Raw genomic sequence first — 14,956 nt, 5'->3', positions numbered from 1 at the left:
CGGTCAGGCCGGAGCTGCTCCGGTGGTCAATGGCAGCGAGGGCTCTGCGGCCCACTCCTGCAGCGAGCCGTCGTAGATCGCGACCCGTGTTTCCCCGGCGAGCGTCAGCGCCAGGGCGAGGGCGGCGGCGGAGATGCCCCCGCCGCAGTACAGCAGCAAGGGTGGTTCGGCCTGGCGCAGCCCGGCGAGCGCCTCCCTCAGCGCCGCGCCGCGCCGGTAGCGGCCGTCGTCGTCGAACAGGCTGCGCGCGGGCAGGTTGCTGCTGCCGGGGATGTTCCCACGGCGCGCGTAACGGGTGACGGCGCTGCCGTCGAAGAGGGCGGCGGACAGGGCGCAGACCAGTGTGCCAGGAGACTCTCCCGCGACGACTTTCTCGACGTCGTGGCGGTCGATCCAGAAGCCGTCCCGGTACTGCGCCGGGGCCGACAGCATCCCGTTTCCCGTCTGGGAAGATTCGCCTTGCTCCAGCGAATATCCGGCGGCGATCCAGGCGCGTAGGCCCCCATCCAGCACGGCTGCATCAATGCCCAGGCTGCGCAACATCCACCACAGGCGCGCAGCCCAGAAACCGTCGCTGCGGTCATAGATCACCACCAGCGAGTCGTCGCCGACCCCGAGTGCCTGCAGGGCGTCCTGCGCCACTTGTGGATCGGGCAGGGCGAAGCTGCAGGAGGCTTGCGGATCGGCCAGCTCGTTCAGCAGGTCGGCATGGCGTGCGCCGCGGATGTGCCCGGCGAGCCAGCCGTCGTGGCCGTTCTTTACGCGGTAGTCGCCATCGAATTCGGGGGCCGCCAGTTCCACGCTGGCGTCCAGCAGGCACAGGCGAGGGTTGTCCAGCGCGGCGGCCAGCCAGTGCGCGGTGACCAGAGGTTCGCTCATCTCATTTCACCTTCGCGGCCAGTTGGCGGATATGGTTCTGCAAGCGCTGGCCTTCGGCGTCGAGGAACCAGCGGGTATGGCCGATCAGGTAGTTGTCGTAGGCCAGCGAAGCGCTCTCGGCCGAGCCGAGGATGCCGTGGAAGTAGATGACCTCGGACAGCGCGAAATCCGCGTGCACCAGCGGCAGCAGCGCGGCCAGGGCGAGCAGGTCATCGCGACCGAGCGGGCGCACGCTGGCGTAGCCCTGCAGCAGGGCGTCCAGTGCATCGAGGTCGGCGACGGCGGCGCGGCCCTGGTCCAGCTCCAGCCAGGGCACCAGATTGCGCTCGATGGCGGTGGCCAGGTCGAACAGCGCGAAGCTGCGGTCGCTCAGGCCGAAATCCAGCACCGAGACCACCTGCGCCTGCGGGCTATCCTCGCTCCACAACAGGTTGGAGGCATGCCAGTCGTTATGCGTCCAGAGTGCCGGCTGGCGTTGCAGGTAGGGCAGTAGTTCCCGTTGCCGCGGAAGGTGCAGTTCGCTGAGCGTTTCCCTCCAGGGGCGTGCTTGCAGGTACTCGGCGAGGGCGGGTGCCTGGGCGAAGGTCGCTTCGATGGCGGCCAATGGGTCCGGCGCGCCGAACAGGTTGAGGTTGCTGACCAGTACGCTGGCGCTGCGCGAAGGCGCATTGAAACCTTCCGCAGCGCGGTGCAGTTTCGCCAGTGCGGCGCCGGCCGCAAAGGCGTGGGCATTGTGCTGGAACGGCGTCCAGGACAATGCGTCGCGGTACAGGTCGAGGCCTTCCGCCTTCTGGTGGACTTCATAGGTCCAGCCGTCCCGTTCGATGGCGCTGCGGCCGTGGCTATCCCGCAATACCTGCGCGACCGGCGCGCCGTGGCGGGCCAGGTGATCGAGGAGCGCGTGCTCCTCCTCAAGCCAGTCAGCCGTGCGCACGCTCGGGTGATGGCGCTTGACGAACAGCGGGCCGTTGGCGTTTTCCACCAATGCGGCGGCGGAGAACGGTCGCGGGCTGTGCCAGGTCAGGCGGACTTCGCCACCGGCCTGCGGGAAGTCTTGCAGCAGTGCGGCGACCTCCGCTTCGGTCAGCGCCGGCCAGTCGGCTTCCACCGGTTCCAGGCCCATGCCGTGGCTCAGGCGTTTCGTCATGCTGGGGTCTCCACTTGCCAGGCATTGCTGGTGGCGCCGCGCCAGGCTTCTGGGTCGCGCAGCACGCCGTATTCATGCAGCCACTGGGCGTAGGGCTGCAGCAGTTCTTCGCGCTGTTCGCCCCAGTGGCCCTGATGCAGCCAGCTGGGCGCGATGCGCCGCAGGGATTCTGCCAGCATTGCGTGGGGAAAGTAGGGAATGGTGCGTTCGTAGACTGGTAATGCGGCCTCTGGCTCCGCTGCTGCGGCGAGAAAACCGCGTGCGGTGACAGCGAGGAAACGCCGCGCGATGTCGGGGTTGGCATCGAGCCAGTCCTCGCGCGCACCCAGCAGATAGCTGTGGTAGGGCGGGGCGCCGATCTCGTCCACCGGCAGCACCACGCGGCGCTCATCGGCGATGGGGCTTGGCAGCAGCGCTTCCCAGGCCCAGTAGCCGCCGAAGCTGGCATCGGCCAGGCCGGCGTCCAGATCTTCGGGGCGCAGCTCGCGAAAGCCGGCGTCCACCAGTTCCACCGCATCGGGGTCGCCGCCGTCCTGGCTCACCAGGTGGCGCACCATGGCCAGGCCGCGCGGCGTCGGGTTGAGCGCCAGGCGCTTGCCCTGCAGGTCACGAGGGCGACGGATGCCGCTGTCGGTGAGGGTCTGGATCGATTCCAGGCCGCGATGGTTGATCGCCGCCACGCCGATCAGTGGCTGGCCGAGTTCACGGCGCACCAGCAGGCGATTGCTGGGGAACACGCCGAACGCGGCGGCGCCGCGCATCAGGTGGTCGAGGGTGTCGCCGTGGTAGGGGTCGTGCACCACCAGTTCCACGTCCAGCCCCGCCTCGCGGTACCAGCCGCGTTCGCGGGCGAGGTAGAAGCCGGCCGAATTGGGCCAGGGGTGGAAGTATTCGAGCATGACCCTCAGGGCGAACATGAAGCCTTTCTCCAAAACGGCCAGCGGCCGATGACTGCGATGGGGCGTATTGCAAGGCAGAACAATTGGTATATACCAATATGAATTTCACAGGTTTTTATAACCTTAGCGAATAATAAATCCCTGGCAGCGGGCGGCGAGCAGATAGCTGTACTCCAAGTGCCGTCGCTGCGATGGATCGCTCTGGCGCGGGCGTGCGCGAGTTATGACCTCATGCGATTAAGGTATTTCTAGCCGCAGGTGAGCATGGCTAGAGTGGCGGCCTCTTCCAACAGCACCGGCGTTCGCATGACCCACACCCGCCAGCAACTCACCCGGCAGATCATCGACGCCGGCCGCTTCCTCTACGGTCGTGGCTGGTCGCCGGCTACCAGCAGCAATTACTCGGCGCGCCTGGCCGCCGACCGTGCGCTGCTGACCGTTTCGGGTAAGCACAAGGGCCAGCTCGGCGAGGACGATGTGCTGGAGACCGATCTGGACGGCAACAGTCTCGAACCGGGCAAGAAGCCCTCGGCGGAAACCCTGCTGCACACGCAGCTCTATGCCTGGCGCCCGGAGATCGGCGCGGTGCTGCACACCCACTCGGTGAACGCTACCGTGCTGTCGCGCCTGACCGCGGGCGACCGCCTGGAGCTGGAAGGCTACGAATTGCAGAAGGCCTTTTCCGGGGTTACCACCCACGAAGGCCGAGTCATCGTGCCCATCTTCGACAACGACCAGGACATCGCCCGCCTGGCGGCCAAGGTGCAACCCTGGCTGGATGCGCACCCGGATTGCCCCGGCTACCTGATTCGCGGGCATGGCCTGTACACCTGGGGCGCACGCATGAGCGATGCGCTGCGCCAGGTGGAGGCGTTCGAGTTCCTGTTCGAGTGCGAGCTGAAGGTGCTGAGCCTGCGTGGCGCCCGCAGCTAGGAGGATTCGACCTCGACGGGACGGAAGCCCACCACACGGTTGCGCCCGCCATTCTTTGCCTGGTACAGCGCGCTGTCGGCAGATTGCAGCAGTTCGGCCCAGTTGACCGGGCTGAAGCGCGAGGTGCTGGCGACGCCGATGCTCAGGGTGAGTACTCCTAGCGGGCCGTGCTCGTGCAAAACGGCGAGCTCCTGCAGGCTGGCGCGGATGTGTTCGGCCAGCGCCAACGCGTCGGCTTCGTCGCTGTCGCCCAGCAATATGACGAACTCCTCACCACCGAAGCGCGCCGCGCAATCGCTCGGGCGCCGGGTCCACTCGGCGATCACCTGGGCCACGGTCCTGAGCGCCGCATCGCCGGCGGGGTGGCCGTAGTGGTCGTTGTAGGCCTTGAACTTGTCGATATCCATGAGCATTACCGATAGCGCCGCACCGCTGCGCTGGTAACGCGACCACTCGTGGCTGGCGCGCAGGTCGAAGGCGCGGCGGTTGTTCAGACCGGTCAGCGGATCGGTGCTGGCCGCCATCTGCAGCTCGGCTTCCTTCCGGTCGCGCTGGCGCATCTGGCGCAGGGCGACCAGTGCCAGGCCGATCACCGTGCCATCCAGCGCGAGACCCAGCACGGCGATCAATCCGCCGCGCCAGTACCAGTCCTCGTAGATTTCCGCCGACGGCAGGGCGACGCTGAACACCAGTGGGTAGCCTTCCACCGGGCGGAAGTCATGCCAGCGTGTTTCGCCGTCGCTACCGACATCGAAGAAGGTTTCCTCGCCGCTGGCCAGGTAGCGTTCGAAGGCTCCGGCCAGTGTTCCGGCAGGCGGCGAATCGGGCCAGCGCGCCAGCAGGGTGCCGTCGCGCATGTGCAGGCTGACGGTGCCGCCTTCGCCCAGGTTCAGCCCGCTGAACAGTTCGCGGAAGTAGTTCAGCTCCAGGTTGGCGCCGACCACTCCGGCGAAGCTGCCGTCCTCGCGCTCCAGTCGGCGGCTCAGTGCGATGCTGCTGCGGGCGTTGCTGGAGTAGGGAATGTAAGGGTGGCCGATGTACAGCTGGTTGCCTTTGGCCTCGCGCTGCGCCTGGAAGTATTCGCGCCCGGAGAGATCGATGCGCCCCGGAATCTCCTTGCCGAAATTGAAGGTGGCCACGCCCTGGGCGTTGGTGATGAATACCGAGCCCATGCCATGGGTCGGTGCGGTGTAGTCCTTGAGCAGCGACTCGCGCACTTCGCCGGAGAGCGCACGCACTTCGGGCTGGGCATGGGCGTGGACCACTGCCATCAAAGTCATGTCGTAGAGGTCCAGGTTGCGCTGGATGTCGCGCTGCACCAGCAGGGCGATGTTATGGCCATTGGCACTGGCGACTTCCAGCGCATCGTGGCGCATCTCCAGGATGGCCCAGAGCGACAGGGCGCTGATGGCGGCCGTCAGGCCCAGGCTACTGGCCAGGAGGGTGCTGGAGCGGTGGATCGGCATGCCGGTATCCATACGAAGGCGCAAGAAGAGTGGCCGCGCCGCAGCGCGTGCCTCAAGGCATATAGCAGCTAACGGGCGGATTGTCCGGCGGTAGCGGATCGGTTTGTGTCGCCGGATCAGCGCGATGGCCCAGTCCTGCAGGTTTGGCCATGGAAGAAAGGCCAGCGGGGTTGCCGCTGGCCTGTGGGTTACCGCCAGGTCACGGCGTGACGATGTTGAACCAGAAGTCGAAGCTGTCCATGTAGCCCATCAGCTCGTCCAGCTTGCCCTGGTCGCCCTGCACCTTGAGTTCGCCCGAGCCTTCCGCGTCCTTCAGCGTGGTCTGCTTGAGCATCAGCTTGTTCAAGGTGTCGCGGGTCAGGGTGATGGTGGCGCACTTCCTTGTTGCCCCAGATCGGCCAGTGGTGCATGGCGTACATCACCTGGACGTCGTCGCCCCACATTTTCAGCGCCTCGTTGAGGTACTTGGACCAGGGCAGCGGCTCACGGATTTTCGCGCCGCGCAGTGAGTAGGTGTTGTGCAGGGTGTGGGGGGAGTCCTCGGCGGTGTTGAGCGCCTTCTTCTCCTTGATGTAGTACATCATCTCGGCCGGCGCCTCGCTGCCCGGCGCGTAGAGGAACTCGTAGGTGAGGCCGTCGATGACGCGCTTCACGCCGGTCTTGGAGATGATGTCGGTCGGCGGGATCAGAGTCACGGTGCCGGCCGCGGTGGTGGTGCCCAGGCCGGCGCCGAGCTGGCCGGCTTCGGCTGTTCGGCAGCTCAGGCCTGGGTGGTCATGGAAATGGCCGCAGCCAACAGGAACGACGAGCTGAATTTCCACAGCCTGGCAGCTCCCTGGCCATCCATTGCAGTCGAAGATTGCGCGATCAGTTTCATTTCAAGCTCCTTCTTGCTTGATGCGCTGTACCTTTCGGGGTAACTGCCAGCGAGTTTGGGGTGTTCACTGCATCGGGTTTCGGGGTCTCATGTGCGCTGCATGGCCTGCGCTGGGGCAGGGGGGGCGTCGGGTCGCTCATCAGCATGCCGGGGCGTTGGCCAGGCACGCGCATTCGTTGCGAATCCGGCCTGGAGACAGCTGGCCCTAGTCCCGTGCAGGATCCGTGCGTGCAGATGAGCCTAGATAGCGATACGGGATATGCAACCGGTTTTTTGCTGCGAGACGCGATCAATGTGCCCTGCACGACACAACAGCGGGCACGAAGCGTATCCAATCTGCATGTTGCAACGGGCTGCGGTCGCGGCGTTGACGACGTTTCGCGGAATGCAGCGAGCTTTCGCAGAGTGGCGGCCGTCATGAATTGAATCACTCCCGCCGCGGGTGGCGTTTCGCGAGGTGTCGGCAGGATCTGCCTTGCATCTGGCCCGGCGTGTCGGTCAGCATGCCGGCCGCCTTTTCGAAAAGATGCTCCGCCCATGCGCCGCCTGCCTTCGCTTACCGCCCTGCGTACCTTCGAGTCCGCTGCCCGCCACGCGCACTTCGGCCGCGCCGCCGCCGAACTGTGCGTCACCGACAGTGCGGTCAGCCACCAGATTCGCCAGCTGGAAGAGCAGCTGGGGGCGACGCTGTTCGAGCGCCGGGGTCGCCAGGTGCAGCCCACTCCCCAGGCGCGACGCCTGCTGCACAGCCTGCAACAGGCCTTCGAGCTGATCGGCACGGCGTGCGACGAGCTGCGCGATCCCGGGTCCCAGGCCCAGCTGCATGTGGCGGTGACGGTCGAGCTGGCGCAGAAGTGGCTGGTGGGCAGGCTGGCGGATTTCGCCGAACGCTACCCGGAGATCGTCCTGCACCTGCACGAACAGCCGCTGGAGGCAGCGGGGCCAGCCGCGGAGATCGACCTGGCGATCACCTACGGTACCGGCCCGGCAGACGCGAGCAGCTATTTCGTGCGGCCGTTGCCTACCCTGCAGTTCTTCCCGGTGTGCAGCCCCAGCCTGTTCAACCAGTCGCCGCTCAAGCATCCGCGTGACCTGGCGCGGCATTGCCTGCTGCACGACGACCAGGACGGCAAATCCTGGACTGCCTGGCTGACCACCCATGCCAGCGACATCCGCCCCAGCCGGCACGTCTACCTCGGCCACGCCGGGCTGACCATGGAGGCGGCGGTGCGCGGGCAGGGCGTGGCCATCGGCGACAACCTCACCAGCGCCGAGGACCTGGCCAGCGGCCGGCTGGTCCGGCCCTTCGCCGCGCAGATCACCTCCCTGGGGCAGTACGCCCTGGTCTGCGAGCGTTTGCGTCTGGAAAAGCCGGCGGTGGCGGACTTCATCGAGTGGTTTACCGATCAACTGGTTGATAGCTGATGCGGGTGGGGATCGCGTAGGGGCGGACGCTGTCTGCGATTCGGCGTGAAGCGTGGCCGGTCGCGGACGAAGTCCACTCCCACGTCGCATGGAAATTCATCGTTTGTGGAGATGAATGATGAATCCAGTTCAGGTATTCCGCGAAATTCATCAATGGTGTCCGCCGTTCCGGGCCGGCAACCTTGGGCCATTCCCCTCCCTGACTCCGGAGCGTCACGATGTCCCGTACCCACTCGACAATGCCCAAGGCAGACGGCTTCCGCCTGCCCGGTGAATTCGAACCCAAGGCCCGCTGCTGGCTGGGCTGGCCGGAGCGGCCGGACGTCTGGCGCAACGGCGGCAAGCCGGCGCAGAAGATCTGGGTCGAGGTGGTGACGGCCATCGCCAGCAGCGAGCCGGTCACCGTCTGCGCTTCCGCCGCGCAATACGCCAACGCCCGGCGCATGCTGCCCGAGCAGGTGCGGGTGGTGGAAATGACCTGCAACGACACCTGGTTCCGCGACAGCGGTCCGGCCTTCCTGGTGAATGACGAAACCGGCGAGATGCGTGGCGTGGACTTCCAGTTCAACGCCTACGGTGGTCTCGACGGCGGCCTCTACTACCCCTGGGACAAGGACGACCAGATCGCGCAGAAGATCCTCGAGATCGAAGGCTTCGACCGTTATCGCGCGTCGATCATCGCCGAGATGGGCAGCATCCGCAGTGACGGTCAGGGCACCCTGCTGACCACCGAGCAGTGCTTGCTCAACCGCAACCGCAATGCCCACCTGGGCAAGGAGGAAGTCACCCGCCGTCTCTGCGACTACCTCGGCGCCGAGCAGGTGATCTGGCTGCCCCGCGGCTGCAAGTTCGACGAAACCGACGGCCACGTCGACGATCTTGCCTGCTTCGTGCGGCCCGGCGTGGTGGTGATGCAGTGGACCGACGACCGCGACGACCCGCAATGGGAGATTTATCAGGAGGCCTACGACGTGCTGCGCAGTGCGCGCGATGCCCGCGGCAATGCGCTGGAGGTGCACAAGCTGCCGCAGCCGCGGGTGCTGGAGTGGACCGCTGCCGAAGCCGAGGGGCTGGACCAGGTCGATGGCAGTTTTGATCGCCAGGAAGGCACGAAGATCTGCGCCTCCTACATCAACTTCTATACCGGCAATTCCGCCATCGTCATGCCGTTCTTCAATGACCCCAACGACCGCATTGCCCAGGGCGTGCTGGCCGAGCTGTTCCCGGAGAAGCGTGTGATCGGCATCGACAACTCGCGGGAAATCCTCCTGGGCGGCGGCAACATCGGCTGCATCACCATGCCCCAGTACGCGGCGCTGGCGCGTCGCAGCTGAGTCGTTTCAGGGGAACGCCACAGTGCTTGCGCAGCGGTGGCGCTAGGGGCTCATCCTGCTCCGAACATCAGCCCAGCCGCAGCGGATCGCCGCCAGCCAGGGTGCGGTCCATCAGGCGGATGCTGTCGCGGCCGCCGCGCTTGGATTCATAGAGCGCGGCGTCGCCTTGCTCGATCAGCGCGGCGAGGCTGGCCGGCGGCTGGTCGAACAGGTTGGCGCCGATGCTCAGGGTGACCGCCTGGGGCGTGGCAAAATTCTGCGTGGCAGTGGCCCGGAACTGTTCGCGCAGCTTGTTGGCCAGCGCCATGGCCTGCTCGCCGCCGACATTGCTCAGCAGAATGACGAACTCGTCGCCACCCAGGCGCGCCGCCACGGCCCGCTCGGGCAGTGCCGCGCGGATCATCTCGCTGAGCGCCACCAGCAGGCGATCGCCGGCGGTGTGCCCGTGCAGGTCGTTGACCTGCTTGAAGTTGTCGATGTCGATCAGCAGCAGCGCGCCGGGGCGTTCGGGGGAGATCTCCTCGAACACGCGGGGCGCGCGCATTTCCAGGGCACGGCGGTTGTACAGGGCGGTCAGCGGGTCACGCGCGGCGAGGCGGGCGATGCGCTTTTCGCGGCGGTAGCGTTCGGTGCCGGTCATCGACAGGGCGATCAGCATGATCGCCATGGCGCCCTCGACCAGGGATATCTGGATGATCTCGCCACGGAAGGCGGCGAGGTCGATCAGCGTGCCGGGGATGATCACGGTCGCGCCCTTGGCCAGGTAGAAGGCGCCATGCACCAGCATCACGTAGCGCAGCTGCACCGCGCCCACGCTCAGGGACTTGCCGTGGGGCCGCAACAGGTAGCTGGCGCGCAGGGAGAGCAGGGCGACCAGCCAGGAGTTGGCCAGCAGCATGAGCTTGGACCACAGCGGGCCGCCATCGGGCAGCGCCAGCAGCGCTATCCAGGTCAGTGGGACAAGCAGCCAGCCCCATGACAGCCGTGCCTCGGTGAACTTCGCCACCCCGCTGAGGAAGAACCAGTGCGCCAGCACCAGCAGACCGTTGGCGAACCAGATGCCGACCAGCAGATAGCCGCTCATGCGCAGCAGCGCGAGGGTGGAACCGAGGGTGATGGTGGCGAAACCGGCGCTCCAGTAGAGCAGCGAGCGTTCGCGCACGCTGCGCCATTCGATGGCCAGATACAGCGCTGCGGCCGCCGCTAGGGCGACCGAAATAGTCAACATGGTGGGTGGATCGAGCTCCATTTCCTGAACCGTACTGCACTTGCGGTAAAAAACGTGATTGTAAGCGCCCTTGCTGGTTCTCCGGTACGTCGGCCGGGTGCTTCCGGTCGGGTTTGCAACCGTTCTGTCGCGTCTGGAAAGCGCTTCTTCCGCTTTTGTCTGATTGCCGAAGCGGCCACTGGCCATCAGACTGTGCGGATTCGTGAGTATTCGCTGTGGGGCTGGAGGCCCGAAACCATGGAAAAGCCGACACGCCGGCGCTGGAGTCCGCTCTGGTTCCTGATCGTCGCCGCCAGCTACCTGATTGCGATCCTGTTCACCGTGGCCCTGGCGGGGCTGGGATGGATCCTCTTCTCCGGCGGGCTGGACATGACGGTGGTGAAGGAGCGCCGCTACCTGCTGCTGGGCAGTGGCGGGTTGATGCTGGTGGTGTCGGCCTACATCCTGCTGATGTCGATTCCCACGAGCTTTCTCTCGACCATCCGCCGCGACGGCTCCTGATTCTGCGCCAGCGGTCGGATACTGGCGTGAGATTGCTGCGATATGCCTGACTGGATGGAAGTCTTGATCCTGCGCAGGGAGCGCTCCCGCGGGCAGGTGTAAGGTTGCCGCGCGACTCGCAGCGTCAGACTGCCAGCGCCTCAGGAGCCCGTGTCATGCCCGAATCGATGAGTTTCAACCGCGCGCTGGTGGAGAAGTACGACCGTCCCGGCCCGCGCTATACCTCCTATCCCACCGCGCCGCAGTTCCATGGCGCCTTCGCCGCCGACGACTACCGGGCGGCCGCCCAGCGCAGCAACCAGCGCGGCAACGAGAGCGCGGCCAAGCCGCTCTCGGTGTACATCCACATCCCGTTCTGCAAGAGCCTCTGCTACTACTGCGCCTGCAACAAGATCATCACCCAGAAGACCCACCGCGCCGTGGAGTACCTGGAGTATCTCAAGCGCGAGATCGCCCTGCAGGCGGCGCTGTTCGACGGGTCGCGCAAGCTCACCCAGCTGCATCTGGGCGGCGGCACGCCGACCTACCTGACCAGCGAGCAGCTGGGCGAGGTGATGGACAGCCTGCGCGAGCATTTCAATCTCGACGAGAGCGATGCCCACGAGTTCTCCATCGAAGTCGACCCGCGCACCATCAGCCGCGAACGCATCGCCGAGCTGCGCGCCCAGGGCTTCAACCGCCTGAGTTTCGGCGTGCAGGATTTCGACGAGCAGGTGCAGGAAGCGGTCAACCGCGTACAGAGCGAGCAGCAGGTCTTCGACCTGGTACAGGCGGCCCGCCAGGCGCGTTTCAAGTCGGTGTCGGTGGACCTGATCTACGGCCTGCCGCTGCAAACGGTGGAGAGTTTCGACACCACGCTGAGCAAGATCATCGCCCTGCGCCCGGACCGCATCGCCGCCTACAGCTATGCCCATCTCCCGGAGCGGGTGCGCGCGCAACGGCTGATCCGCCGCGAGGACATGCCGCCACCCGAGCGCAAGCTGGAGTTGCTGGAACTGACCATCCAGCGGCTGACCGAGGCGGGCTACGTCTATATCGGCATGGACCACTTTGCCCTGCCGGACGACGAGCTCACGGTCGCACGCAACAACGGCACCCTGCAGCGCAACTTCCAGGGTTACTCGACCCACGCCGACTGTGACCTCATCGCCCTGGGCGTGTCGTCCATCAGCAAGGTCGGCGATACCTACGGGCAGAACGTGAAGGAGCTGTCGCAGTATTACGCGCGGCTCGACCAGGGCCTGCTGCCGGTGCACAAGGGCTACCGCCTGACTGACGACGACTGCCTGCGCCGCGAGGTGATCAGCGCGCTGATGTGCCACGGCAGGGTGGATTACGCGCCGCTGGAGGAGAGCCATGGCATTCGTTTTGACGAGTACTTCGAAGGCGCGTTGCGGCAGTTGCAGGAGCAGGTTGGCGACGGCCTGGTCGAACTGCACGACGATGCGCTGGTGCTGCTGCCCCAGGGACAACTGATGATGCGCAGCGTGGCCATGGCCTTCGATGCCTACCTGGGCGGTGGGCAGCAGGCGCGCTTCTCGCGCACCATCTGACTCATCCGCCCGTTCGCTGCAGCTGTTCCGCCAGGCGGCGGAACAGTGGGCGTGACGGAAAGCTAGGGCTGAGCGCCGGCTGCTGCATCCTTCTTGTAGGTGAGCTGGACCAGGTCCATCGGGACGTCGTAGTACCAGATCATCTGCACCGAATCGCCGGAGGTGCGGAGCAGGGCGATGCGATCTCCCTGGGGGACCACCTGCAGCCTCGGAGGCCGGGAGTTCCCGGTGTCATAGAGTCGGTTGTAGCCCGGTAGGCGGTCGGCGAGCCGGCGGGTATTGAGCGGGGTGCCGTCGCCCGCCAGGAACAGCAGGCCTCCCTCGGAAGTCCAGGCTGCGAATCGGTCAGCCTGCTCGTCGTAAGCGAGGGCATTGATGTCTATATTGTCCAGCGAGCGGAAGTCCTGCCAGCGCCCCTCGTCGACAGCGTAGCGGTACAGGTAGCCCTCGCCGCCCAGCGAAGCGAGGACCACCAGGTGGCGCTTGCTGTCGTAGGTCACGTCCGTGGGCCACGACAGGCGCGGAAAATTGTCGGGCAGCTCCAGCGGCGTCACCTTGCCGGTGGCCGGCTCCACGATCTCGAAAGCGTGGCTGGCGATCCGGTAGATACGCCCGTCCCCGGGCACCAGAATGGCGCCCTGCGAGGCCAGGGGGGCTGCTGGCGCGGTGCCGACGGGGCCTCCGAGAGACCAGGGAACCTTGGCGAAAGTCTTGTCGCTGAGCTGGAACTCCATGCTCTTCAGCGGCGCCTGGGGTTGCTCGCCCTGCAGGGTGAGATCGCTCTGCGGCGGATCCGGCTGATCGATGACGACCCGTTCGGGCAGTGAATACTGTCCGCGGAACGCGTCGACCTTTTCCACGCCGAACAGCGATTTCAAACCCTTCAGCAGGGCGACAAAGGTGCCGCTGTCCTTTTCGTAGCTATAGGGAAGTTTGGTCTGGTACACCGGAGCGGTCAGTGGCGTTTCCACTCGGGGGCGATCGTAGCCCGACACGAGAATCGCCCTGACCTGCGTAGCCTCGCTGGCACTGACCTGCCACACGATCCTTTCGTAACTGGCGAGAACCAGCAGCACCGACTTGCCGGGGCGGTCGATGCTGACCTGAACTGCCGTGCCCTGACGCGCCTTGCCTTCCGCCTCGTAGCCTGAAACCACCATCACTTCGGCGCCTTCGGCCAGGCTGGCCGGCGGCCGTGCGCTGCTCATGGGGGCCGGCGGCCGCTCGTCCAGGCTGGCCGCTGCAATCGCCGCAGGCGGATTGCGGATCGGCTCCGCGGGTTTCACCTCCCGCTGGCTCAGCAGCACGCGGTTCAGGCGCAGCTCCTGGAAGAGCAGGGAGCCCAGCAGCGCTGTCGAGATGGCCAGCAGGACGCACGTCGCCAGCAGTGTCCAATGCCAGACATCCAGCCGGCTGCTTGCCGCGGCAGGGTTGACGGGCGCCTGCGCCGGGGGCGAGTCGGCCAGTCGCCGGGCTGCTTCGACCTTGGCGTAGATGGCCCCGCACTGGGGGCAGGCATCGCTGGGCAGTGCATCGTTGAACTGATGCTGATGCCCGCACTTCAGGCAGGTTCGTTCCATCGCACATCCTTGTGTTCGAGGTGGGGGCCGCTAGCGTGGTGTCATCCCCTGGACGCCATGCCGGCCGGCCGGCGCACTGAGCATAGCGTGCCGGGCCGCGTCCAGTGTCTCAGTCGGCACGGGTATCCGATCTATCCAGCGCGCCGCCGGCGAATCCTCCCTTGCCGCATGAGCCGCCCCACGGATGACTCCGATCTGCCCCCCTGCGGCGCGGGGGCCGTCACGTCGGCGGTCCTAGGCGCTGTCCGCGGCGGCCTGGTAACTGCTGGGCGCCACCCCGAGGCTGCGGCGGAACATGCTGGAAAAGGCACTCGGGCTGTCGTAGCCCAGCTCCAGGGCCACGCGCGTAACCGGCGTGCCCGCGGAGAGGCGGGTGACGGCGGCGAGCAGGCAGGCCTGTTGGCGCCAGGCGCCGAAGGAGAGGCCCGTCTGCTGGCGGAACAGGCGGCTGAAGGTGCGCGTGCTGCAGTGCAGTTCGGCGGCCCAGGCGTCCGCCGTAACGCCAATGTGCGGCGCCCGCAGGAAGTCGCGGCACAGCTCGGCCAGGCGTGGGTGAGCCGGCAGCGGGGCGAACAGCGGCAGGCTCGGAGCCTGGCGCAGTTCATGGAGCAGCAAGCGCAGGAGGTCGCCATCGCGGCCATCCTCGTCGTGCAGCGCCGGCACCTCGACACTGGCCAGCAGCAACTCGTGCAGCAGCGGCGAAACGGTCAGCGCCTGGCACAGCAGCGTGTCGCGCACCGGCACCCGCGGGTCGATGTACAGGCTGCGGGTGCTGACCCCGCGCATCAGCACCCGGTGGCGCTTGCCGGCGGGAATCCACACACCGCTGTAGGGCGGGATTACCCAGGCGCCGTCCTCGGTCTCCACCTCCATCAGGCCGCTCATGCCATAGAGGAACTGCGCGCGCCGATGGGAGTGCGGCTGGAGCAGGGTGCCAAGCGGGTAGTCGGTACCGATGGCGAGTACGGCGCGGTCGACATCGTCGACGCTGGCGAGGGGAATGTTGAGCATGGTGACGGGTTTGGCTGGGTTGCGATGATTATTCGTCAATCCGCGCAAAATGGCCAACGACGCTGCGGCTGACTGGCGCAACCTGCTCTGCATTATGGAGTTTGCCGTAGGATCAGGCGGTCA

Annotated in this window: 13 protein-coding genes; 5 read left to right on the top strand and 8 right to left on the bottom strand. The window is 66.3% G+C overall.

Translation table 11 applies throughout. The annotated features are described in order from the left end of the window. Nucleotides 1-3: 3 nt before the first annotated feature. From LDJ84_RS18040 to LDJ84_RS18030, 3 genes are read right to left on the bottom strand one after another with little or no spacing between them, the layout of a single operon-like run. Nucleotides 4-879 (bottom strand): sulfurtransferase, encoded by an 876-nt coding sequence (locus LDJ84_RS18040; protein ID WP_226045172.1) that lies wholly within the window; start codon nucleotides 877-879, stop codon nucleotides 4-6. A gap of 1 nt (nucleotide 880) precedes the next feature. After that, nucleotides 881-2,026, bottom strand: coding sequence for a phosphotransferase enzyme family protein (locus LDJ84_RS18035; protein ID WP_226045171.1), 1,146 nt, complete (start codon nucleotides 2,024-2,026; stop codon nucleotides 881-883). After that, entirely contained in the window at nucleotides 2,023-2,943 is a 921-nt protein-coding gene (locus tag LDJ84_RS18030) for an ABC transporter substrate-binding protein (protein WP_226045170.1), read from the bottom strand. The genes LDJ84_RS18035 and LDJ84_RS18030 overlap by 4 nt, the downstream gene beginning before the upstream one ends. Nucleotides 2,944-3,231: 288 nt before the next feature. On the opposite strand from LDJ84_RS18030, the gene LDJ84_RS18025 reads away from it, so the two are divergent. After that, nucleotides 3,232-3,858, top strand: a complete 627-nt coding sequence (locus tag LDJ84_RS18025) for a methylthioribulose 1-phosphate dehydratase (RefSeq protein ID WP_226045169.1) — start codon at nucleotides 3,232-3,234, stop codon at nucleotides 3,856-3,858. Here the strand turns inward: LDJ84_RS18025 and LDJ84_RS18020 are convergent. Together LDJ84_RS18020 and LDJ84_RS30965 are read right to left on the bottom strand one after the other, a co-directional pair. Next, nucleotides 3,855-5,324, bottom strand: a complete 1,470-nt coding sequence (locus LDJ84_RS18020) for a sensor domain-containing diguanylate cyclase (protein ID WP_024763745.1) — start codon at nucleotides 5,322-5,324, stop codon at nucleotides 3,855-3,857. The two genes, LDJ84_RS18025 and LDJ84_RS18020, sit on opposite strands and share 4 nt — an antisense overlap. Before the next feature lie 199 nt (nucleotides 5,325-5,523). Next, nucleotides 5,524-5,658, bottom strand: coding sequence for an alkyl sulfatase C-terminal domain-containing protein (locus tag LDJ84_RS30965; RefSeq protein WP_193453183.1), 135 nt, complete (start codon nucleotides 5,656-5,658; stop codon nucleotides 5,524-5,526). A 1,080-nt stretch (nucleotides 5,659-6,738) separates the two neighbouring features. Here LDJ84_RS30965 and LDJ84_RS18005 point away from each other — a divergent pair. After that, the gene (locus LDJ84_RS18005; protein WP_024763748.1) at nucleotides 6,739-7,626 is read left to right on the top strand and encodes a LysR substrate-binding domain-containing protein; all 888 of its coding nucleotides are present in this window, start codon (nucleotides 6,739-6,741) and stop codon (nucleotides 7,624-7,626) included. A gap of 218 nt (nucleotides 7,627-7,844) precedes the next feature. Further along, complete coding sequence (gene aguA / locus LDJ84_RS18000; protein WP_024763749.1) at nucleotides 7,845-8,960, top strand: agmatine deiminase; 1,116 nt, start codon at nucleotides 7,845-7,847, stop codon at nucleotides 8,958-8,960. Between the two features lie 67 nt (nucleotides 8,961-9,027). Here aguA and LDJ84_RS17995 read toward each other — a convergent pair whose 3' ends face one another. Then, nucleotides 9,028-10,209 (bottom strand): GGDEF domain-containing protein, encoded by a 1,182-nt coding sequence (locus tag LDJ84_RS17995; RefSeq protein WP_226045168.1) that lies wholly within the window; start codon nucleotides 10,207-10,209, stop codon nucleotides 9,028-9,030. 216 nt (nucleotides 10,210-10,425) lie between these two features. On the opposite strand from LDJ84_RS17995, the gene LDJ84_RS17990 reads away from it, so the two are divergent. Together LDJ84_RS17990 and hemN are read left to right on the top strand one after the other, a co-directional pair. Next, nucleotides 10,426-10,689, top strand: coding sequence for a hypothetical protein (locus tag LDJ84_RS17990; RefSeq protein WP_037015552.1), 264 nt, complete (start codon nucleotides 10,426-10,428; stop codon nucleotides 10,687-10,689). Nucleotides 10,690-10,844: 155 nt separating this feature from the next. Next, nucleotides 10,845-12,242: an oxygen-independent coproporphyrinogen III oxidase gene (hemN, locus tag LDJ84_RS17985; RefSeq protein WP_024763752.1), complete on the top strand. Its 1,398-nt coding sequence runs from the start codon at nucleotides 10,845-10,847 to the stop codon at nucleotides 12,240-12,242. A 62-nt stretch (nucleotides 12,243-12,304) separates the two neighbouring features. Here the strand turns inward: hemN and LDJ84_RS17980 are convergent, their stop codons facing one another. After that, entirely contained in the window at nucleotides 12,305-13,822 is a 1,518-nt protein-coding gene (locus tag LDJ84_RS17980) for a hypothetical protein (protein ID WP_024763753.1), read from the bottom strand. A 234-nt stretch (nucleotides 13,823-14,056) separates the two neighbouring features. Beyond that, nucleotides 14,057-14,833: an AraC family transcriptional regulator gene (locus LDJ84_RS17975; protein ID WP_024763754.1), complete on the bottom strand. Its 777-nt coding sequence runs from the start codon at nucleotides 14,831-14,833 to the stop codon at nucleotides 14,057-14,059. Nucleotides 14,834-14,956: the final 123 nt, after the last annotated feature.

It is taken from the genome of Pseudomonas sp. HS-18 (genome assembly GCF_020401845.1).
In the GTDB taxonomy this organism is placed as follows: Bacteria; Pseudomonadota; Gammaproteobacteria; order Pseudomonadales; family Pseudomonadaceae; genus Pseudomonas; species Pseudomonas nitroreducens.
This window is presented reverse-complemented; position numbering and strand designations above follow the sequence as displayed.